20 protein-coding genes are annotated in these 18,279 nt (G+C 70.1%); 11 read left to right on the top strand and 9 right to left on the bottom strand.

Annotated elements, in window-relative coordinates:
* Nucleotides 1–43: 43 nt before the first annotated feature.
* Nucleotides 44–1,078 carry an aldo/keto reductase gene (locus ACIBNA_RS16680; RefSeq protein ID WP_399165930.1) on the bottom strand — a complete coding sequence of 345 codons (1,035 nt, stop codon included), beginning with the start codon at nucleotides 1,076–1,078 and terminating at the stop codon, nucleotides 44–46.
* A gap of 185 nt (nucleotides 1,079–1,263) precedes the next feature.
* Here ACIBNA_RS16680 and ACIBNA_RS16675 point away from each other — a divergent pair, with 185 nt between their 5' ends.
* From ACIBNA_RS16675 to ACIBNA_RS16650, 6 genes are all read left to right on the top strand, one after another.
* Nucleotides 1,264–1,716: a VOC family protein gene (locus tag ACIBNA_RS16675; RefSeq protein WP_399165929.1), complete on the top strand. Its 453-nt coding sequence runs from the start codon at nucleotides 1,264–1,266 to the stop codon at nucleotides 1,714–1,716.
* Nucleotides 1,701–2,096 carry a nuclear transport factor 2 family protein gene (locus tag ACIBNA_RS16670; protein ID WP_399165928.1) on the top strand — a complete coding sequence of 132 codons (396 nt, stop codon included), beginning with the start codon at nucleotides 1,701–1,703 and terminating at the stop codon, nucleotides 2,094–2,096. Before ACIBNA_RS16675 ends, ACIBNA_RS16670 begins: the two co-directional genes overlap by 16 nt.
* A 158-nt stretch (nucleotides 2,097–2,254) precedes the next feature.
* Nucleotides 2,255–3,073 (top strand): fumarylacetoacetate hydrolase family protein, encoded by an 819-nt coding sequence (locus ACIBNA_RS16665; RefSeq protein ID WP_399165927.1) that lies wholly within the window; start codon nucleotides 2,255–2,257, stop codon nucleotides 3,071–3,073.
* Between the two features lie 76 nt (nucleotides 3,074–3,149).
* Nucleotides 3,150–4,313, top strand: coding sequence for an amidohydrolase family protein (locus ACIBNA_RS16660; protein ID WP_399165926.1), 1,164 nt, complete (start codon nucleotides 3,150–3,152; stop codon nucleotides 4,311–4,313).
* A 32-nt stretch (nucleotides 4,314–4,345) separates the two neighbouring features.
* Nucleotides 4,346–5,119, top strand: coding sequence for an HpcH/HpaI aldolase/citrate lyase family protein (locus ACIBNA_RS16655; RefSeq protein ID WP_399165925.1), 774 nt, complete (start codon nucleotides 4,346–4,348; stop codon nucleotides 5,117–5,119).
* Entirely contained in the window at nucleotides 5,116–5,472 is a 357-nt protein-coding gene (locus tag ACIBNA_RS16650; RefSeq protein WP_399165924.1) for a cupin domain-containing protein, read from the top strand. The genes ACIBNA_RS16655 and ACIBNA_RS16650 overlap by 4 nt, the downstream gene beginning before the upstream one ends.
* Before the next feature lie 84 nt (nucleotides 5,473–5,556).
* Here ACIBNA_RS16650 and ACIBNA_RS16645 read toward each other — a convergent pair whose 3' ends face one another.
* The 3 genes from ACIBNA_RS16645 to fdxA all read right to left on the bottom strand — a co-directional run bounded on the left by ACIBNA_RS16645 (nucleotide 5,557) and on the right by fdxA (nucleotide 7,829).
* Entirely contained in the window at nucleotides 5,557–6,354 is a 798-nt protein-coding gene (locus ACIBNA_RS16645; protein ID WP_399165923.1) for an IclR family transcriptional regulator, read from the bottom strand.
* A 132-nt stretch (nucleotides 6,355–6,486) separates the two neighbouring features.
* Nucleotides 6,487–7,485 (bottom strand): NAD(P)/FAD-dependent oxidoreductase, encoded by a 999-nt coding sequence (locus ACIBNA_RS16640; RefSeq protein ID WP_399165922.1) that lies wholly within the window; start codon nucleotides 7,483–7,485, stop codon nucleotides 6,487–6,489.
* On the bottom strand, nucleotides 7,482–7,829 hold the full coding sequence (gene fdxA, locus ACIBNA_RS16635; protein WP_399165921.1) for a ferredoxin: 348 nt from the start codon (nucleotides 7,827–7,829) through the stop codon (nucleotides 7,482–7,484). Before fdxA ends, ACIBNA_RS16640 begins: the two co-directional genes overlap by 4 nt.
* 172 nt (nucleotides 7,830–8,001) lie before the next feature.
* Between fdxA and ACIBNA_RS16630 the strand changes: the two genes are divergently transcribed.
* From ACIBNA_RS16630 to ACIBNA_RS16615, 4 genes are read left to right on the top strand one after another with little or no spacing between them, the layout of a single operon-like run.
* Nucleotides 8,002–9,354, top strand: a complete 1,353-nt coding sequence (locus ACIBNA_RS16630; RefSeq protein WP_399165920.1) for an SRPBCC family protein — start codon at nucleotides 8,002–8,004, stop codon at nucleotides 9,352–9,354.
* The gene (locus ACIBNA_RS16625; protein WP_399165919.1) at nucleotides 9,351–9,878 is read left to right on the top strand and encodes an aromatic-ring-hydroxylating dioxygenase subunit beta; all 528 of its coding nucleotides are present in this window, start codon (nucleotides 9,351–9,353) and stop codon (nucleotides 9,876–9,878) included. Before ACIBNA_RS16630 ends, ACIBNA_RS16625 begins: the two co-directional genes overlap by 4 nt.
* A gap of 20 nt (nucleotides 9,879–9,898) precedes the next feature.
* On the top strand, nucleotides 9,899–11,110 hold the full coding sequence (locus ACIBNA_RS16620; protein WP_399165918.1) for a Dabb family protein: 1,212 nt from the start codon (nucleotides 9,899–9,901) through the stop codon (nucleotides 11,108–11,110).
* Nucleotides 11,107–12,270 (top strand): M20/M25/M40 family metallo-hydrolase, encoded by a 1,164-nt coding sequence (locus tag ACIBNA_RS16615; RefSeq protein ID WP_399165917.1) that lies wholly within the window; start codon nucleotides 11,107–11,109, stop codon nucleotides 12,268–12,270. The genes ACIBNA_RS16620 and ACIBNA_RS16615 overlap by 4 nt, the downstream gene beginning before the upstream one ends.
* A gap of 155 nt (nucleotides 12,271–12,425) precedes the next feature.
* On the opposite strand, the gene ACIBNA_RS16610 is transcribed toward ACIBNA_RS16615, so the two are convergent.
* The 5 genes from ACIBNA_RS16610 to ACIBNA_RS16590 form a co-directional block, all read right to left on the bottom strand.
* Nucleotides 12,426–13,499, bottom strand: a complete 1,074-nt coding sequence (locus ACIBNA_RS16610) for a TauD/TfdA family dioxygenase (RefSeq protein ID WP_399165916.1) — start codon at nucleotides 13,497–13,499, stop codon at nucleotides 12,426–12,428.
* 116 nt (nucleotides 13,500–13,615) lie between these two features.
* Nucleotides 13,616–13,756 carry a hypothetical protein gene (locus ACIBNA_RS16605; RefSeq protein ID WP_399165915.1) on the bottom strand — a complete coding sequence of 47 codons (141 nt, stop codon included), beginning with the start codon at nucleotides 13,754–13,756 and terminating at the stop codon, nucleotides 13,616–13,618.
* A 193-nt stretch (nucleotides 13,757–13,949) separates the two neighbouring features.
* Complete coding sequence (locus ACIBNA_RS16600) at nucleotides 13,950–15,224, bottom strand: cation:proton antiporter (protein WP_399165914.1); 1,275 nt, start codon at nucleotides 15,222–15,224, stop codon at nucleotides 13,950–13,952.
* Nucleotides 15,225–15,296: 72 nt separating this feature from the next.
* A complete protein-coding gene (locus ACIBNA_RS16595; RefSeq protein WP_399165913.1) occupies nucleotides 15,297–15,707 on the bottom strand; it encodes a four-helix bundle copper-binding protein in 411 nt (136 codons plus the stop codon).
* A 146-nt stretch (nucleotides 15,708–15,853) separates the two neighbouring features.
* Nucleotides 15,854–16,294 carry a hypothetical protein gene (locus tag ACIBNA_RS16590; protein ID WP_399165912.1) on the bottom strand — a complete coding sequence of 147 codons (441 nt, stop codon included), beginning with the start codon at nucleotides 16,292–16,294 and terminating at the stop codon, nucleotides 15,854–15,856.
* Between the two features lie 704 nt (nucleotides 16,295–16,998).
* Between ACIBNA_RS16590 and ACIBNA_RS16585 the strand changes: the two genes are divergently transcribed.
* Nucleotides 16,999–18,249 carry an acyl-CoA dehydrogenase family protein gene (locus tag ACIBNA_RS16585; RefSeq protein ID WP_399165911.1) on the top strand — a complete coding sequence of 417 codons (1,251 nt, stop codon included), beginning with the start codon at nucleotides 16,999–17,001 and terminating at the stop codon, nucleotides 18,247–18,249.
* Nucleotides 18,250–18,279 lie beyond the last annotated feature (30 nt).

The following is an 18,279-nucleotide window of genomic DNA, read 5'->3' as shown; positions in this document are numbered from 1 at the left end:
CCGCGACCGCGCGGTGCCGGGTATCCGTCGTGGAACACCGGTGTCAGCGGCGGCGCAGCGCCGCGGTCTGAAGCGCGGGCGGCGTGTGGCCGACGTCGCGCGGGTTGAGCACGCTGCCCGGTGCGACGAGTGCGTCGATCCTGTCCAGCGCCTCGGCCGACAGCGGCCGGTCCACCGCGGTGAGCTGCGTGAGGAGCTGGTCGTGGGTGCGCGGGCCCATGATGGCCGATGTGACGCCGGGATGGGCGAGCACGAACCGCAGCGCCAGCTCCACGAGCGTGCAGCCCTCGTCGGCGGCGAGGAGCACGAGCTCCTCGACGACCGCCAGCTTGCGTTCGCGTATCCGCTCGTCCGCGTAGTCGAAGTGGTCGCCGTGGGCCCGCGCGCGCGAGTCTGCCGCTGGCTCGGCGCCGGCCCGGTATTTGCCCGTCAGCCAGCCGCCGCCCAGCGGGCTCCACACCATGACGCCCATGCGGTGCCGCTGCGCGGTGGGCAGGGCGGCGGCCTCCGCGTGCCGGGCCAGGATCGAGTACGACAGCTGTTCCACGGTGAACCGCTCGCGGCCACCGCGCTGCGCCGCCCACTGCGCCTCCACGATCTCCTCGGCCGGGAAGCTCGAGGTGCCGGTCGCCCGCACCTTGCCCGCCCGCACCAGGTCGCCGAGTGCACCGAGGGTCTCGTCGATGTCGGTTCGGGGATCGGGACGGTGGACGAGGTACACGTCGAGGTGGTCCGTCCCCAGCCGTCGCAGGCTGTCCTCCACGGCGCGCGTGATCCAGAGCCGGGAGTTGCCGCGCCGGTTGCGGTCGAGCGGACCTCCGGGCATCTGGTTGTGGAACTTCGACACCAGGACGACGTCGTCGCGCCGTCCCTTCAGCGCCCGGCCGAGGATCTCCTCCGACTCGCCGAACGCGTACACGTCAGCGGTGTCGACGAAGTTGACTCCTGCATCGAGCGCCGTCGCCACCATGCGGTGGCACTCCGCCTCGTCGGTGTTGCCCCAGGCGCCGAACATCATCGTCCCGAGGCAGAGCTCACTCACCTCGATGCCGGTCCCACCCAGAATCCGGTAGTGCACGTTTCCCCTCGTCTTCCCCGGCGACGCCTGTCGCTGTCATGCGCAGGCTCCCACGGGGGCGGGCCGGGATCCGATGTCGCACGGGGTCAGCGTTCCCGGCGCACGCGTTGTGTCCGCAGCACATCGACCTTCGGGTGCGCGCAGACCTAGGCTCGAGGAAAATCGCACCACTCAATGGAGGTACCGTGGCCACCGGTCTCACGTCGGCCCGCTGGACTCACGTCGCGCTGCCCACCGGCGACCTCGACAAGTCGATCGCGTTCTACACCTCGCTGACTCCTCTGGTCGTGGTCGAGCGGTTCAAGGACGCCGACGGCGAGAGCGTCTGGCTCTCCAACGACAAGCAGGTCGAGACGCCGTTCGTGCTCGTCCTGGTGTCGTTCAACAAGGACAAGGGCAACCAGCAGGGTCTGCTGCACCCGTTCGCGCACCTCGGCATCGAGGTGCCGGCGCGCGAGGACGTCGACGCGCTCGCGGACAGGGCCCGCGAACTCGGCTGCCTGCACTGGGAGCCCCGGCAGATGCCCGATCCCATCGGCTACATCTGCGCTCTGAAGGATCCCGACGGCAACGTCGTCGAGATCTCCCACGACCAGCGGGTCTTCGACACCGTCCGCGAGAAGTGGGGTTCGCACTGAAAGACACCCGCGCCGCGGTCGAGGCGTACCTCGCGGCGCTGAACGCGCACGACTCCGACGCGGTGGCCGCCTGCGTGGCCGAGGACTTCGTCAACGAACACACGTCGTCGACGGGCATCAGCCGCACGGGCCGCGCCGAGTACCGCGCGGCGCTGACCGGGTTCCTCGAGGACTTCGGGGACCTGCACTACGCACCCGAGCGCTTCCTCGTCGACGGCGAGTCGGCCGCGGTGCCGTACGTGATGACGTTCCGGATGCGTTCGGCGGGTGACCGTCCCGTGCGCGTGCGCGGAGTCTTCCTGTTCACCGTCGCCGACGGTCTCATCACGCGCCGCACGGACTACTGGGACAGCGGCGAGGTGCAGCGCCAGCTCGCCTGACGCCCCCGGCCGGCTGCCCGGAACCAGCCCCCTGAGCACCCCGTCCGCCTCTCGTGCGGACGGGGTTTCGGCGTATCGGCTCCGGCCTGCGTATCACTTTGCATGATGCCGTCTCGCATTTCTTGACATGGCTCCATCTCGCATTGAAAGATGCCGTCATGCAAGTAGTGACGACACAGGCCGGCCTGGGCCGGATCGAGGACGGGGCTGTCGCCCTGTTGGACACTGCTTTTCCGCACGTCGGCGCGGTGCTCGAACAGGAGGGCTCGTTGCGGTGCCTGGAGTCCTGCGCGGTGCGTCGGCGCACCTCACTCGACGAGGCCACGCTCATCGCGCCCCTGGGCCGTCCCCGGGCGGTGTGGGGCGTCGGGCTCAACTACGCGTCGAAGGCGGCCCGGACCGGCCGGGCACTGCCCGAACAGCCGATCCTGTACCTGGCCGCGTCGTCCGCCGTGCCGGAACCCGGCGCGCAGGTGGTGATCCCGCAGGCCGTGACCGAACCCGACTACGAAGGGGAGATCGCGGTCGTCGTCGGGCGCAGGCTGTACCAGGCGTCCGAATCGGAGGTCTGGCCCGCGATCGCCGGCATCACCGCGGCCAACGACATGACGGCGCGTGATGTCATGCGCGCCACGGGCACGCCCGCCCTCGCCAAGAGCTACCCGGGTTTCACGCCGCTGGGCCCGTCGCTCCGCACCCCCGACGACCTCGGCGACCGCGACGCGATCCGCGTACGGACCCGGGTCAACGGCGAACTCCTCCAGGACGACACGAGCGCCGGGATGATCTTCCCGGTCCCCGATCTGCTCAGCAGGCTGTCGTGGTTCAGCGCGCTCGAACCCGGCGACGTCGTCCTCACCGGAACCCCGGCCGGCACCGGCCAGGACCGTGCGTGCTTCCTCGCCGACGGCGACGAGATACGCGTCGAGGTGGACGGCGTGCTGCCCCTCGTCACCCGCGTGGTGCGTCCCGCGTGACGCCTCACCGCGCGACCACCCCGCAGACCAAGCCGGTCAGCCGACCGTCCCTTCAACTCCCTGGGAGCCCATAGCGATGTCCAACTCGTCCGAGTCGTCCTACGACCTCGTCCTGGCCGGCGGTACCGTCATCGACCCGGCGTCGGGCACCAACGCCCGGCTCGACGTGGCGGTCACCGGTGACCGCATCGCCGCGATAGGGGAGGGGCTGGCAGCCGGCGCGGCCCGCACGATCGACGTCACCGGCTCCACCGTGCTGCCGGGCCTCGTCGAGGGCCACACCCACATCTTCCAGTACGTCTCCGCCGTCGGCGCCCCGGCCGAGGAGGCCCATCTGCGCCGCGGCGTCGTCGCGGCGGCCGACGCCGGCACGGCCGGCGCCTCGACGTTCGCGGCCTTCCGCAAGCTGGTGGTCGAGGCGAACCCGCTGCGCATCGTCAACTTCCTCAACGTCTCGGTGCTCGGCCTGATCGACTTCAGGTTCGGCGAGCTGCTGAACCCCGGCACCCTGGTCCCCGAGGACGCGCTCGCGACCGCCGAGGCCCACCCCGACATCGTGCGCGGCTTCAAGATCCGCCTCTCCGAGGACGTCGTCGGCGAGAACTGGGAGCCGTTGCTGAAGAAGTCCGTGGCGCTGGCCGAACAGGCCGGTCTCCCGCTGATGCTGCACATCGGCGAGACCGCGGAGCCGCTGCCCGTCGTCCTCGACTACCTGCGCCCCGGCGACATCGTGGCGCACTGCTACACCGGCAAGCCGCACGGGATTCTCGACGGCGACCGCGTGCAGCCCGCCGTCACCGCGGCCCGGGAACGCGGCGTGCTGTTCGACTCCGCCCACGGCAAGAGCAACCTCAGCTTCGAGGTGGCGCGCCGCGCCATCGCCGACGGATTCCTCCCCGACGTCCTCAGCTCCGACACCAGCGCGCGGAACTGGCGCGGCCCGGTGTTCGACCTGCTCACCAGCATCTCCAAGCTGGTCGCACTCGGCGCGCCGCTCGAGGAGTGCGTCCGGCGGGCCACCGTCGCGCCGGCCCGGCTGCTCGGGCTCGACACCGAGGGCTACGGGCGCCTGGAGGTCGGCGGACGGGCCGACGTCACGGTCGTCAACTGGACCGACGAGGTCACCCTGCCCGACGCCGCGGGCAACACGATCGTGGCGCCGCGCCTGGAACCGACCGTGGTGCTGCACGGCGGCACCGAGATCGACATCGTGCCGTGGCGGGGCCTGCCGTCGGCCTGACACACCCACACATCCCGCCCGGGGAGGATCCGATGACCGCTGGTGACGTCCATCTGCTGCGGCGCCGGCTGCGCGCGGCCCTGACGGCCGGGGGACCCGCCGTCGGTACGTTCGTCAAACTGGCGTCGCCCGACGTGGTGGAACTGGCCGAGGCGGCCGGGTTCGCGTTCGTGGTCGTCGACCTCGAACACTCCACCCTCTCCGAGCGGGACGCCGTCGACCTGGTGCGCCACGCGGACGTGTGCGGCCTGCCGGCCCTGGTCCGCGTGCCCGAGGTGGACGCCGCCGCCGTCAACCGGCTGCTGGAGGCCGGGGCGGCGGGAATCCAGCTGTCCATGCTCACCCGGGTCGCCCAGGCCGAGGCACTCGTGGCGGCCACCCGGTTCGCGCCGGCCGGCCGCCGGTCGGTGAGCCTGGCCAACCGGGCCGCCCGGTTCGGTGCGGTCCCCCCGGCCGGGTTCCTGCGAGCCGAGCAGGACGACCCGCCGGTGCTCGTCGGCCAGATCGAGACGGCGCGGACGGATCCGTTGCCGGATCTCCTCGCCGCTCTCGACGTGTGCTTCGTCGGCAGCACCGACCTCGCGGTCGACCTGGGCCTGCCGGCGGACCCGGCGGTGCTGCGCGCCGCGGTGGACCGGGTGAGGGACGCCGCCGGCTCGGCGGCGGTGGCGTTCGGCGGCTGGGCGCCGACCCGGGGCGCCGCGGCCGACCTGGGCCTCGGCGACGCCGGCTACCTGGTCGTCGGCTCGGACCTGCAGATGTTGGCGGCCGGACTGAGAGCGGCCGCCGGAGAGGAAAACCAGTGAGCACACGCAACGCAGCGCTGTTCGGCACCGTCGTCAACTGGGACGAGCTGCCGGTGACCCAGGTGCGGCCGGGGGTCCGCCGTCGCGTCTACGCGACGGACGAGGTGATGATCTGCCACCACGAGCTCGAGACCGGCATGACGCTCAACCCGCACCGGCACGAGGACTTCGACCAGCTGGTCCATATCGCCGAGGGGCGTGCGAACTACTACGTGGACGGTGTCGCGCACGACATGCGCGCCGGATCGTTCCTGCTCGTTCCCCGCGGCAGCGAGCACTACGTGGAGCCGACGGAGACCCCCTGCGTGAACATCGACTTCTTCGTCCCGCCGCGGGCCGACCTGCTGCCCTGACCGGCATACGGGCTTGCCGCGTACGCGTCCGGCCCCCACGGGGATCCCGTGAGGGCCGGACGAACGTGCGGGCACCGCGACTGGTCAGCCGCCGTTGGGCCCGTCGTCGGAGGTGCCCAGCCGCTGCGACAACGCGCGGGCGGTCTCCAGCAGCGCCTGGGCCATCGGCGACTTGACGTCGTCGGAGACGGTCGCCGTCGTGCCGACGATCGCCAGTGTTCCGCTGATCGTGTCGCCCTCGAAGATCGGTGCCGCGACGGTGCGGACCCCGTTGACGGTGGGGGAGTTGACCGACAGACCGTGCTGCCGGATGGCTTCGAGTTCCTCGGTGAGCTCGGCCGACTTGCGGACCGCGCGCGGCAGCGTCGGTACCTGCTCCGGGGGTAGGAAAGCGAGGAAGACGCGTCCCTGCGCCGAGGACGTGAGGTTCAGGCGCGAGCCGACCCGGACGCTGATGCGCACCATGTGATCGGTGTTGTCCACCGAGCGCACCACGGTCGCCGACTCGCCGTCCCAGACCGACAGCACGATCGTCTCGTCGATGCGCCTGACCAGTTCCTCCATGTACGGCTCGGCGGCGGCGACGATCGGCAGGCCGGCACGCGCGGCCGTGGCGAGCGTGAGCACCTGGGGGCCGAGGGAGTACAGCGAGGTGCGCTCGTCGTACCGCAGCAGGTTCGCCGCCCGCAGTGCCTTCGTGTAGCGGTGCGCGGTCGCCTTGCTCGCCCCGAGACGCGCGGTGATCTCATTGAGGCTCATGTGCGGCTTGCCGACCGTGAACGAGCCGAGGATCAGCGCCGCACGCTGCACCGTCTGAATGGTCGGCGCTGTCCTGTCCGGGCCGTCCTGCTCGCCGGTGCCGCGCTGCGCCTTCGTGGGCATGGATTCCTCGCTCCTGTCCGTGGTCGGTCATAAGACACTAAACGAAACGCCGTATCGAATAAAGTAATGGTAAGGCGGAGGGCAACCGGGAGTGAAGGGTTTCGAGGTTCTCATCCACGGCAGCCGCAGGTCTCACGCATCGGAGGAGTGCCCCGGCGTGATCGAGCGTGCCGGGTCGAGCAGGGCGGCGATGTGGTTGACGGCCAGGGCCGCTTCACCGAAGCCGATCGAGATGAGGCTGACCTTGCCGTCGTAGTCGGCGATGTCGCCGGCCGCGAAGACACGCTCCCGGCTGGTGCGCATCGTGGGGTCGACGAGGATGCGCCGACGGCGCAGCTCCAGCCCCCACTGCTCGATCGGGCCGAGATCGGCGATGAAGCCGAGCGCGGCCACGACGGACTGGGCGGGCAGCGTGATCGGGGCGCCGTCGGAGCTCGCGACCACGACCTCCGACACCGTCCCGTCACCGGAGATCTTCTCGACCTCGTAGGGCGTCAGGACCCGCACGGAGGACGAGTGAACCTGCTCGACGGTGCGTTCGTGGGCCCGGAACCGCGTACGCCGGTGCACCAGCGTCACCGACGAGGCGATCGGCTCCAGTGACAGCGCCCAGTCGAGCGCGGAGTCCCCGCCGCCGACCACGACGACGTCCTGTCCGGCGAGCTCGTTCAGCCGCGGTACGAAGTACCGCAGCCCCCGGCCCAGGTACTCGGAGCCCACGGGGAGCTCGCGGGGGATGAAGTTGCCGATACCCCCGCAGACGAGCACCGCGCCCGCGGTGATCCGCGCGCCGGCGTCGGTAGTCGCGACGATGCCCTCGCCCGTGTCGTCCAGCCCGGTCACCCCGTGCCCGAGCAGGTAGGCGGGCTCCCACCGCCCGGCCTGCTCGGCCAGCCGGTCCACCAGGTCCTGACCGCGGACGGCGGGGAAGCCGGCCACGTCGTAGATGAACTTCTCGGGGTACAGCGCGGCGATCTGGCCCCCCACCTCGGGCAGGGCGTCGGCGACCGCGACGCTCAGGCCGCGGAAACCGGCGTAGTACGCGCCGTACAACCCCGTGGGGCCGGCGCCGATGACGAGCAGGTCGACGGAGACCTCTGGGCCGGCGCCCGTGGCCGGGAGGCCGGTCACGGGCCCACCTCCGGGTGGTCGTGGCCGGCCTTGCCGACCTTGCGTGCCCCGCCGGGCGAGCCGAGCGGTTCGATGCCGAGGGAGAAGAACTCGGCGTTGATGCGCTCGAACTGCTTGCTCTCCTCCGGCAGGTCCTCGTGGTGGAAGATCGAGATCTGCGGGCAGACGGGTTCACAGCGCCCGCACTCGACACATTCGTCGGGCTGGATGTAGAGCATCCGGTCGCCCTCGTAGATGCAGTCGGCCGGGCACTCCTCCATGCACGACTTGTCCATGACGTCGATGCAGGCCTGAGTGATGACGTACGGCACGAGCTTGTTGCCCTTCACACGGTCGCACAGCATGCGAGACGGTGTATTTCGATGTGGGACAGGATGATGGCCGTGCCGGGCCGAGGTGTCAACCGTGAGACGAATGCTTGACACCTTGAGAATGCTGGGGGAGTCTGATGCGACATACGAGATGGCGTCTCACAGCACGCCACTCGGGTCGGGACTTGTGAGAGGCAAACTCCCCATGGGAAGCAATCCCCGGACCGTCCCAGCGCCGATGATCGTCGAGGACTGGGACCAGCTCACCTTCCGGGTCAACCGCGAGGCCTACCGCAGCGCGGAGATCTTCGCCCGGGAACGCGGCTGGGTGTGGATGCACACCTGGCTCTACCTCGGGCACGAGACCGAGATCCCCAACCCCAACGACTTCAAGGTCCGCACGCTCGGCGGCCGCCCGCTGATCTTCTGCCGGGACACTGCCGGCGAGGTGCACGCGTTCCTGAACTCCTGCCCGCACCGCGGCACCGTGCTGTGCCGCGAGAACGAGGGCTCGACCAGGCTTTTCCAGTGCTTCTACCACGCCTGGACGTTCCGCAACAACGGCGAGGTCGCCGCGATCCCCGACGCCGGGGCGTACGAGTCGAGCGAGGAGTTCCGGGCGTCGATGGGGCTGCGTGGCGTGCCACGCCTGGAGACCCACGAGGGGTTCGTCTTCGTCTCCTTCGACCCCGACGTTCCGCCGCTGCTGGACTACCTCGGCGACGCGGCCGACTACATGACGATGATCCAGCAGCAACACGCCGGCGGCATGACCACCCTGCCCGGCGCACAGCTCTACAGCGTGCGCGGCAACTGGAAACTCGCCGTCGAGAACGCCATGGACGGCTACCACTTCGCGCCGACGCACAACACGTTCGTCGGCTACCTGCGGGAGAGCGGCTACGCCGTCACCGACGACAACCAGTACGCCTACAACCTCGGAAACGGCCACGGGCTGCTCGTCCTGACCGGGCACGGCGGACGGATCAGCATGATCTGGGAACCGCGCTTCGGCGAGGACGAGCGGGTCCGCACCGAGGCCCACCGGGCCGAGATGACGCAGCGGCTGGGGGAGAAACGGGCGCACTACGTGGCCGACGAGAGCCACATCCTGTTCGTGTTCCCGAACCTGCTGCTGTTCGACATCGAGGGTCTGTCGATCCGGCAGCTGGAGCCGGTGGCGCCCGACCAGACCGACGTGCGGGCCTGGCAGCTGGTCCCGCGCGACGAGGACCCGGACACGCGCGCCCTGCGCATGAAGACCGTCGTCAGCTTCGTCGGCCCGGGCGGACTCGCGACACCGGACGACATCGAGGCGTACGAGGCGGTCCAGCGCGGCATCCAGGCCACGGCGGGCACCGCCGCGCCCGAACTGGACTACAGCGACATGTCGCGCGGCATGGCCGACGAGGCCAAGGGCGTGCAGGGCAGGTCCATCGACGAAGGCGCGATGCGGGGCTTCTGGCGGCACTGGATCGAAGCCACAGGGCTCGACGACGGCATCGAGGTCAACGGCGAGCGACCGGCGACCTTCCTCGCGGGGAGGGATGTGCGATGACCGCGATCGTCAACCGCGGCGCCGTGCGGTGCGCCGGACGCACCGTCACCCGGCAGGAGGTGGAGGACTTCCTCTACGCCGAGGCGGACATCCTCGACCACTGGGACTACGACGGCTGGCTGGCCCTCTTCGAACCTGGCGCCCGCTACGAGATCCCGACCACCGACCACCGCCCCGGCTGGTCCCCGCACGAGACCGGATCGTTCGTCGACGACGACTGGGACCTGCTGAACGCACGGGTCAAGCGCCTGAAGTCCCGCAAGGCGCACGCCGAGAACCCGCACTCGCGCACACACCGGCTGGTGTCGAACGTGCGGCTGTCCGAGGCAGACACGGCAGATTCCTTCCGGGTGGCGGCGTCGTTCGTGGTGCACCGCGCCCGCGACGGGCACTTCGACGCCTACGTCGGGTGGTACGACCATCTGCTGGTGCCGGCCGAGGACGGACTCCGTTTCCGGTTGCGGCGCTCGATCCTCGGCCACGAGTCGCTGGCGGCAGGCGCCCGGCTCAGCTTCATCCTCTAGCCGGAGCGGAAGGCGACCCGATGATCCGACACACCCTGTCCTTCCGTTTCGCCGACGGAGCCGACCAGGCCACGCGGGAGTCCGTACTGGCCGAGCTGCGCACCTTCCCGGACCGGTACCCGGCCATGCGCGGCTTCGTCCTCGGCGAGAACATCAGCACCCGCGACCGGACCTTCACCCACACGATGGCCGTCGACTTCGACAGCCAGGACGATCTGCTCGCCTATCTCGGCAGCGAGTCCCACGAGAGCTTCGTGCACACGCGCTGGCGACCGGTGATCGACCGGCAGGCCATCACCTCGTTCGAGTACGCCGAGCGTCCGTCGCTCGCCCCAGGAAGGACACCGCCGGTGAGCACACGCCCGCACGGCCCGTACGGCATGGAGTACGCCCGGATCGAGGTTCCGGACATGCAGGCCACGATCGACTTCCTCGAGTACCACGTCGGGCTGCAACTGGAGCAGCGTACGGACGAGTACGCCTACCTGCGCGCGGACATCGAGCACCACGCGATCGAGTTGATCCACGCGCCCGAGCGCACCGACGGCTGGACGACCGCGGTCGGCTACAGCGTGGAGAGCGAGGAGGTTCTCGAACAGCTGCGCAAGAGCGTCGCCGACGCCGGCCTCGACATCCTGGACCTCCAGGAGCGGCAGCAGGCGCTGTGCGACAACGGCTTCGCGGTGAAGGACCCCAACGGCCTCCTCGTCGAGCTGTTCACCGAGTTCCAGGAGTACGCCGAGCCGCCGCACATCGAGATCCGGCCCCTCGACCTGGTGCATCCCTTCATCGCCACCGCGAAGTACGAGGAGACGCTGGACTTCTACCAGAACGTCCTGAGGTTCCTGCCCTCCGACTACGTCGTCGGCTCGACCACGTTCTTCCGCGGCGAGGACCGCTACCACCACAGCCTCGCGATTCAGAAGAACACGGAGCACTTCACCGCCCACCTGTGCTTCGCGATGAAGAGCCTCGACCACGTCATGCGGATGCGCGCCCGCGCGCTGTACAAGGGTGCGCCGATCGCCTCCGACATCGTCAACCACTCGGCCTCGACGTCGATCGCGTTCTACCTGCACGACACGCGCTTCGGCCCCCGGTACGAACTGTGCGACAGGCACCGCGTGTTCACGCCGGAGGAGCACGAGACGCACCGGCCCCGCAGGATGCCGGCCGACCCGCGCAACATCGACGTGTGGCGTCCGGCCGCCGACGACTGGGGACGTTTTTGAGACAGGAGCTGCTCGACGTCCTGCACCTGCTCGACGCGACCCCCGCCCCCCGCGGTCAGGAGCGGACGGCGGCCCACCGGTTGCGCGACTGGTGCGCCAACCGGTGGCCGCACGTCGAGTGGGAGGTACTGGAGCACGGCCCCGCGGGCGGCAGCCTTCTCGCCGCCCACGGGGCCGGGCCGTTGCTGTATTCCCACCTCGACACGTCGCTGGACGACGGCGACGCGTCGTACCGGCTCGTCACCGGCAACGCCGCACCGGTCGGCCCGCTCACCGTGGACGACGACGCGGTGGAAGGCTTCGGCCTCGGGGTCGCCCGCGGGCCGGCGGCCGCCGCGCTGGTCGCGTTCGCCGAGGCGGGATCCGGACGGCTGCTGCTCGCCGGCTCCGGGACGCACCGCCGCACCGGCGGGACCACCGGCCTGGAGGCCTACGCCGACGCCTACCCGCTCCCGAGGTCGGCGATCGTGGCCAAGTGCGGCCCGCCCACGCTGCTGTGGCACGAACCGGGCGCGCTCTACCTGACCGTCCGGGTGACCGGCCGCTCCGGGGCGGCGATGATGGCGGAGTCCGCCACGCCGACCGGGGGAGTCGTCGCCCAGGCCGGCGTCGTCCTGGACGAGCTGGCCCGCTGGCGCGCGGACTACCTGGCCGCCGACCCGCGGGTGGGGCAGACCGGCCGGGCGTGCGGCATCGGCGCGATCAGCGGGGGATGGCCGGACAAGCCGGACCTGCTGCCGGCCCGGCTGCGGATCGATCTGTACGTCGTCGCCGGAGACCGGGTCGAGCCGGCCGTGCTGGCGGCCGAGCTGGCCGACCGGCTGCGGGCGCGGTGCGCGGAGTCGGTGCTGCGGGACTGCGCGGTCGACGTGGAGGCCGAGCCCGTCGCGCCGGCCGCGGCCACGGCGGCCGACGCCCCGGTGGTGACGGCCGCCCGGGCGGCCTGGCGCGACGAGTTCGGCGCGCAGCCGCCGCCGGTCACCGGCTGGACGGGATCCACCGACGGCGTCGTACTGCGCGCCCGAGGCGTTGACACCGTGCGCCTCGGCCCGCAGGCGAAGCCGGCCGTCGACGATCCGCGTCGCGATGAACTGTCGTTGGCGCAGCTGACGGCCTACGCGCGCATCTACCGCCGGCTGTTGACCGAGCTGCCGGCGTAGCCCGGGCGGTTGGCGGAGTTGGCGCTGTGGCGGCGACAAGGAGTTCGCCCGCCAGTACCTGGGCGGGGACTTCTTCGCATGGAGTTCGTCGGCGTCCGGAGGGCTCGGCCGCGGACGCCGACGAGATGACCAACTGTCACCGAGAGGGGACGGCGTCACACTCCCCAGTCGTCGTTCACCGTGACGGCGTCGGCGATGTGGAAGCGGCCGCCGGGTACCGGCGGTGTGGTCGGCTCACCCATTTCGACGACGTGCTTGCCGAACTTGGGGGCCAGCGGGCGCCCGACGTCGCGCTTGAGCCACAGACGCAGCAGGTGCCGGCGGCGCTCCGGCTCCGGGTGGTCGATGTAGCTGGTGCGCGAGTGCAGGGCGGCGTAGTTGAGAAGCCACTGCACATCCCCCGGCTGGAAATCCATGTCGATCGGCAGACCGGGTTCCTGCGAGATCTCGTCGAAGAGGGCGATCGCCGCGGCCTGGTCGGGCGTCAGTTGGGGAACGCCGGGGTACTCCTGGGCGCTGAAGATCATCGAGCTGCCGGCGTAGGTGCTGAAGACGCCGTCGACGTAGCTGATGATCGGTGAGGTGTACGTCAGCTCAGGGGAGTCGGGGTCCTGGCGCCGCCAGTCCCAGTGGTAGGTGTCGAAGAGCCGCGGAGCGAGATCCGGTCGCAGGCGCAGCATCTCGTTGTAGATCGTGGTGCCGCTGACCAGGCTGGAGGCTCCGCCCTCCTTGGCGCCGCGCAGGCACATGAGGGCGACGACGTCGGAGCTGTCCGAGTGGAACGGCAGCCGGTCCCGCACGCGGGAGGGCAGCGCGCCCTCGTCGGCCATCGTCTTGTTCGACGTGGCGATCACGTGGTCGAGCAGATCGCCCCTCTGGTTCTGCCCGATCGGCTGGCCGAGGTGCAGGCCCATGATGAAGAAGATGGCGGCGGCCATGGCGTCGCCGTACTCCTCGGTGCGCAGACCGCGCACCAGGACGAAGCCCCGGCCGGCGTCCATCTGGCCGGCGCACTCGTCGTTGAGGGCACGACAGGCGTCGAACGGGTAGTCGGCGGCGGTGACGGTGCGCAGGTCGGGGTCGTCGGCGACGAAGCGCCGGCCCAGGTCTTCCAGCTCGGCGCGCTCGGCGTCGCTGAGGACGTAGATCCACTCGGTGGACTTGGACAGCTCGTCGCCGCGCCAGGCGGACGGTCCGGAGATCGGCTCGAGGCCGACAGTGGTGGTCACGGTGATGCACTCCTCGAAGAGGTGATGAAAGTTCCGTCGGCGAAGACACGACGGATGACGAAGGTTCGTGGTGCGGCAGGGGCTCGTCGCGCGGCGACGAACGGCACTCAGACCGCTCAGAAGGGGGTCTGAGGCTCGCCGGCGGCCGTACCGGGGCGCAGTCCCTCCCGGGGCGGGAAGTAACTGAGCGGTTCGTCGTAGGTCCGGCGGCCAGCGCACGACACGAGCAGGACGCCGATCGGGGCGACTGTCCTCATGCTGGTCCCGTCCTTTCGAGAAGTGACCCCACGATAGGGGAGGGCCGGGCTTTGAGCAATATGCGAGACGCCATCTCGTAAACGCGAGCCGGGCCGGCACGGCGACGAGGGCCAGGTACTCCAGCCAGGCGAACAGGACCGCCAGTCGCGGCACGGTGCTGGGCGCGGTCGGGGGCTGCACCGAGTCGATGTGCTACCCGGTGCGCATCCCCCCGGATTCCGCAAGGTCGTTTTTGTGTGACAGACGGCGGATGGCCGGGGTCGCCATCGCTCCGTGCAGCATCACCGAGACCACCACGGTGAAGGCCACCACGGCCCACAGTTCGCGCTCCAGTCCGCTGAAGGAGTTCTGCCCCAGCGCGTACGACAGGTAGAAGAGCGAGCCGATGCCCCGGATACCGAACAGCGATACCACTGCGCGCTCCAGTCGCCCCGTTGTGCTCTTCACCTGAGCCAGCCACCCGGTGAGGGGCCGCACGACCAGCAGCACCAGGACCCCGACGGCCGCCCCCCTCAGGGTCAGGGCGGACAGGGCGCCGGCGGCGAGGTACCCGCCGAGCAGGAACAGCAGCAGGGCGGTGAGCAGCCGCTCGATCTGCTCCGTGAACTCGTGCAGCACCTTGTGGTAGCCGTGGCTGCGCTCGGCGGCCCGGATGACGCAGGCGGTGACGAACACCGACAGGAAGCCATATCCATGGAACACCTCGGCGATCCCGTAGGACAGGAAGGTGGCTGCCAGCGCCACGAAGCCCTCCATATGCTCGGAGAGCCGCAGCACCGGCGTCCTGGCCCGGAAGAACATCCATCCCAGCAACCAGCCGACGCCCGCACCGACGGCCAGCCCGACGGCGCACCTGCCCAGCGCGTCGGTCAGTGCCCAGCGGCCGATCCACTCCGCCGACCACCCGGCGCCCGCCGCCGTGGCGAGGGCGATGGCCGCGTAGACGAACGGGAAGGCGAGTCCGTCGTTCAGCCCGGCCTCGCTGGTGAGAGCGAACCGTGCCTCGTCCTCGTCGCGCTCGGTACCGAGCGGCTCTCCCACCCGTACCTCCCCGGCCAGCACGGGATCGGTGGGCGCCAGCACCGCACCCAGCAGCAGGGCGACGGCGGGAGGCCAGTCCAGCAGCCCCCAGGCCAGCAGAGCGACGGCCACCACCGTCAACGGCATGGTGACGCCGAGCAACCGCCAGGTAATGGACCACCTGCGACGGCCGAAGGGCCGGTCAATGGCGAGCCCCGCGCCCATCAGCGACACGATCACACACACCTCGGTGGTGTGCTCGACCCACAGGCGGTCGTTCACGGGATCCACGGCGGGTACGGACACCGGCAGCAGCTGGATGAGGACGCCCGCGACCAGGAAGATCATGGGCATGGAGAACGGCCGCTTGGAGACCACCCGGGGCAGGACGGCGGCCCCGAGCGCCCCCATTCCCAGGCACACATAGGCAACGTCCGAAAGCGTCACTGCATACTCCTGTGACCTGGGATGTTCGCCGCCGAGGTGCCGGCCCGGCGGCCCCTGTGGTGGATCGGTCGGTCAGCCGAGGGCCTGGAGGAGCTCGTTGCAGGCCTTCTCGCAGGAGCGGCAGGCTTCGGCGCACAGGCGGCAGTGCTCGTGCTGGTCGGCGTGGCTCGAGCACTCGTCGGCGCAGGCCTTGCAGGCGGTGGCGCACGCCTGGAGGATCGCGCGGGTGATGTTGGCGTCGTAGCCGGTGTGCCGGGACAGGACGGATGCCGTGGTGTTGCAGATGTCGGCGCAGTCCATGTCGGTGCGGATGCACTTGGTGAGGTCGCCGACCATGCCCTCGGACAGGCAGGCGTCCGCACAGGCGGTACATGCCTGGGCGCAGGCGACGCATTCCTCGATGCAGCGGGTGAGCTTGTCGCGGTCGACCTGACCGAGGTCGGCCGGGTAGGTGGCGAGCATGTCCTTGACCGTGGTCGTCATGCGGTGTCTCCTTCGGATGCCGCCGGAGGCGGCGGGCCTGGACGGGCCCGCGCCTCGTAGACCTCCGGCCCGTGCCGGGTTGGCCCCGGCCCGGTGGCTCAAACGCGCCCGGCTCGGGCTGTGGCTCGAGCACTCCTCGTCGGCGATCACCCCTCGGTTGCGATGTTCACTTCATGGCGGAGAGCCGGAAGCAAGGGCGCGACCAGGGCTCCAGCCGGCTGGAGAGTGGTCCCCGCCGACGCGGCGATGCTCATCCTCGCCGGCTCCTCCCGGGGGACGACCACCAGGGGAGCCGTCCCGGCGTTGCGCCAGTTCGTCGTGCAGGCCTGGATCCGGGCGGTCCGCTCGGGGCGGTCCGGTTCGGGCACCCGCAGCCGCAGGGCGCCGATCGCTCCACCGCTGACGAACGGGAACAGCAGTAGGTGCGTGCGCGAGGCCAGGTGGGCGCGGGGGAGGCTGGTGCGCCTGGCCGCCAGCTGGGCGATGCCGGCGAAGGTCAGGCCGGCGAGCAGGCCGAACACCAGGTGACCGCCGAGGCTGGAGCTGGTCACGTACGGCTGGACCGCGGGTTCGCCCAGGAACTGCACGGCACGACCGAAGGCGCCCCGAGTGTCACGGACCTGCGCCGGGCCCTGACGGCTGCCGGTCTACCTGGGGTGGCTGGGAGGACTGAGGCGGTTGGGACCGGGGCAGTGGCACTCTGCGGTTCCTCCGGCGGGGTGGGACGAGTGGCCTTTCTCATTGGTGGTTTCTCTTCGCGGAGGTCGATCTCACAAATCGCGCAAGTGTCCCCAGTGTGCAGCCCACTCGTCTGCCTCTGGGCTCTGACCTGGCCCGCATTGCCTGGCCGGGGCCCTTTCCGTGTATGTGCCCCCTCGTGGCCTCCGGCTGCTTCGGGATGATCATGGCCGATCTGCGTCGGTGGATCATGCTGGCGGCTCAGGAACAGGTCCTTATCAGTCAGGCGTGACGTGGCTGGTTCGGTCAGGGTGCGCTGCGGTCAAATCGCCGGGCAATCGCCTGGTGAGTGGGGCCGTGTCGGTGTGTGGTGGATGCTGTTCGCGGCTGAGCGGTTTTCGATCCGGGTGTGATGCGGAGCGGACAAGTGGCGTATCACGTTGCATAGTTGGGGACGGAAGACAAGAGCGGCAGTTTCGGCCAATCCTGTAGGGTGATCTTGGCTGAGATGGATCGACAAGTAGACAATATGTGAGCGAGTCAGCCAGAAGGCGATGAAGCCCGACGGACGACCTCTGACTCCGAACTGACGGGGTAGCAGACAGGAGAGATTGTGGAGCGCTACTTCACCAGCAGGTGGCATGAGGATCTCCGGCTTCGAGTGCGTGAGTTCGCAGAGCGCAAAGTTCGGCCCCGGATAGCGGAGATGGAGGCGTCCCGAGGGGTGGCCCACGAGCTGTCCCGGCTCATCGCGCGGCAGGGATGGATCGGGGTGACCATCGGCAAGGAGTACGGCGGCATGGGGGCCGGGCATCTGGCCAAGACGATCATCATCGAGGAACTCTCCCGTGTCAGTGGGGCCATGGGTGCCATGGTGCAGGCTTCCCAGCTCGGCGTCGCCAAGATCGTCCACTTCGGTAACGAGCGGCAGAAACAGACCTGGCTGCCGCGCATCGCCGCGGGCGACTGCCTGCCCACGATCGCGGTCACCGAGCCGGAGTCCGGCGGTCACGTCCTGGGCATGGGCAGCACCGCCGTCCGCGACGGCGACGAATACGTTCTCAACGGCCGCAAGGTCTTCGTCGGCAACAGCCACGTCGGGGACCTGCACGGCGTGGTCGTCCGCACGGGAGAGGGATCGAAGGGACTGTCGGCGTTCCTCGTCGAGGCCGACCGCCCCGGCTTCTCCCTGGCCCCACAGCAGCCCGCCATGGGCCTGCACGGCTTCAGCTTCGGCGAGCTCATCTTCGACAACTGCCGGGTGCCGGCCGAGAATCTGCTCGGCTCGGAGGGACAGGGCCTGGCCGTCGCCTACTCCTCCAGCGTGCTCTACGGCCGGCCCAACCTGACCGCGGTCTCCCTCGGGATTCACCAGGCCGTCTTCGAGGAGACAACCGCTCTGTGCATCGAGCGTGAGCGGTACGGCGCGCCGCTCGGCGCAGTCAACAACATCAAGCTCAAGCTGGGCAGGTTGAAGTCCCGGCTCATGACGGCCAGGCTGGCCGCCTACCACGCGGTGCACCTGCTCGACCAGGGCCAGCCCTGCGACGCGGAGCTGATGAACGCCAAGTTCCTCAACGTCGAGTCAGCCATCGAATCGGCGAAGGACGGCATGGACATCCACGCCGCAGCCGGCCTGTTCACCGATCGCCCGATCGAGCGATACCTGCGCGACGCCCACCACATCTACGCACCCGCCGGCACCTCCGACATCCAACTGCTGCGCCTGGGGGAAATCGCGCTCGGCGAGGCCAAGGGCCAGTGGTCCGAGCGTCTGGCCGACCTGGTGCGGACGGTACCGGCCCAGCGCCGGGAAGAGCAGTCCGAGCCCTTGCCGCTGGAGACGGTCGGCTACACGGGCTGAAACGCGCAGGGAGCCGCCGACACAGCGTCG

It is taken from the genome of Streptomyces sp. NPDC050164 (assembly GCF_044459945.1).
Classification (GTDB): domain Bacteria; phylum Actinomycetota; class Actinomycetes; order Streptomycetales; family Streptomycetaceae; genus Streptomyces; species Streptomyces coeruleorubidus_A.
This window is presented reverse-complemented; position numbering and strand designations above follow the sequence as displayed.

Bases quoted from the DNA above. Each gene is read 5' to 3' on its own strand.
- ACIBNA_RS16665 (WP_399165927.1), top strand. From the start codon at position 2,255: ATGCAAGTAGTGACGACACAGGCCGGCCTGGGCCGGATCGAGGACGGG.
- ACIBNA_RS16660 (WP_399165926.1), top strand. From the start codon at position 3,150: ATGTCCAACTCGTCCGAGTCGTCCTACGACCTCGTCCTGGCCGGCGGT.
- ACIBNA_RS16655 (WP_399165925.1), top strand. From the start codon at position 4,346: ATGACCGCTGGTGACGTCCATCTGCTGCGGCGCCGGCTGCGCGCGGCC.
- ACIBNA_RS16645 (WP_399165923.1), bottom strand. From the start codon at position 6,354: ATGCCCACGAAGGCGCAGCGCGGCACCGGCGAGCAGGACGGCCCGGAC.
- fdxA (WP_399165921.1), bottom strand. From the start codon at position 7,829: ATGCTGTGCGACCGTGTGAAGGGCAACAAGCTCGTGCCGTACGTCATC.
- ACIBNA_RS16630 (WP_399165920.1), top strand. From the start codon at position 8,002: ATGGGAAGCAATCCCCGGACCGTCCCAGCGCCGATGATCGTCGAGGAC.
- ACIBNA_RS16625 (WP_399165919.1), top strand. From the start codon at position 9,351: ATGACCGCGATCGTCAACCGCGGCGCCGTGCGGTGCGCCGGACGCACC.
- ACIBNA_RS16620 (WP_399165918.1), top strand. From the start codon at position 9,899: ATGATCCGACACACCCTGTCCTTCCGTTTCGCCGACGGAGCCGACCAG.
- ACIBNA_RS16605 (WP_399165915.1), bottom strand. From the start codon at position 13,756: ATGAGGACAGTCGCCCCGATCGGCGTCCTGCTCGTGTCGTGCGCTGGC.
- ACIBNA_RS16595 (WP_399165913.1), bottom strand. From the start codon at position 15,707: ATGACGACCACGGTCAAGGACATGCTCGCCACCTACCCGGCCGACCTC.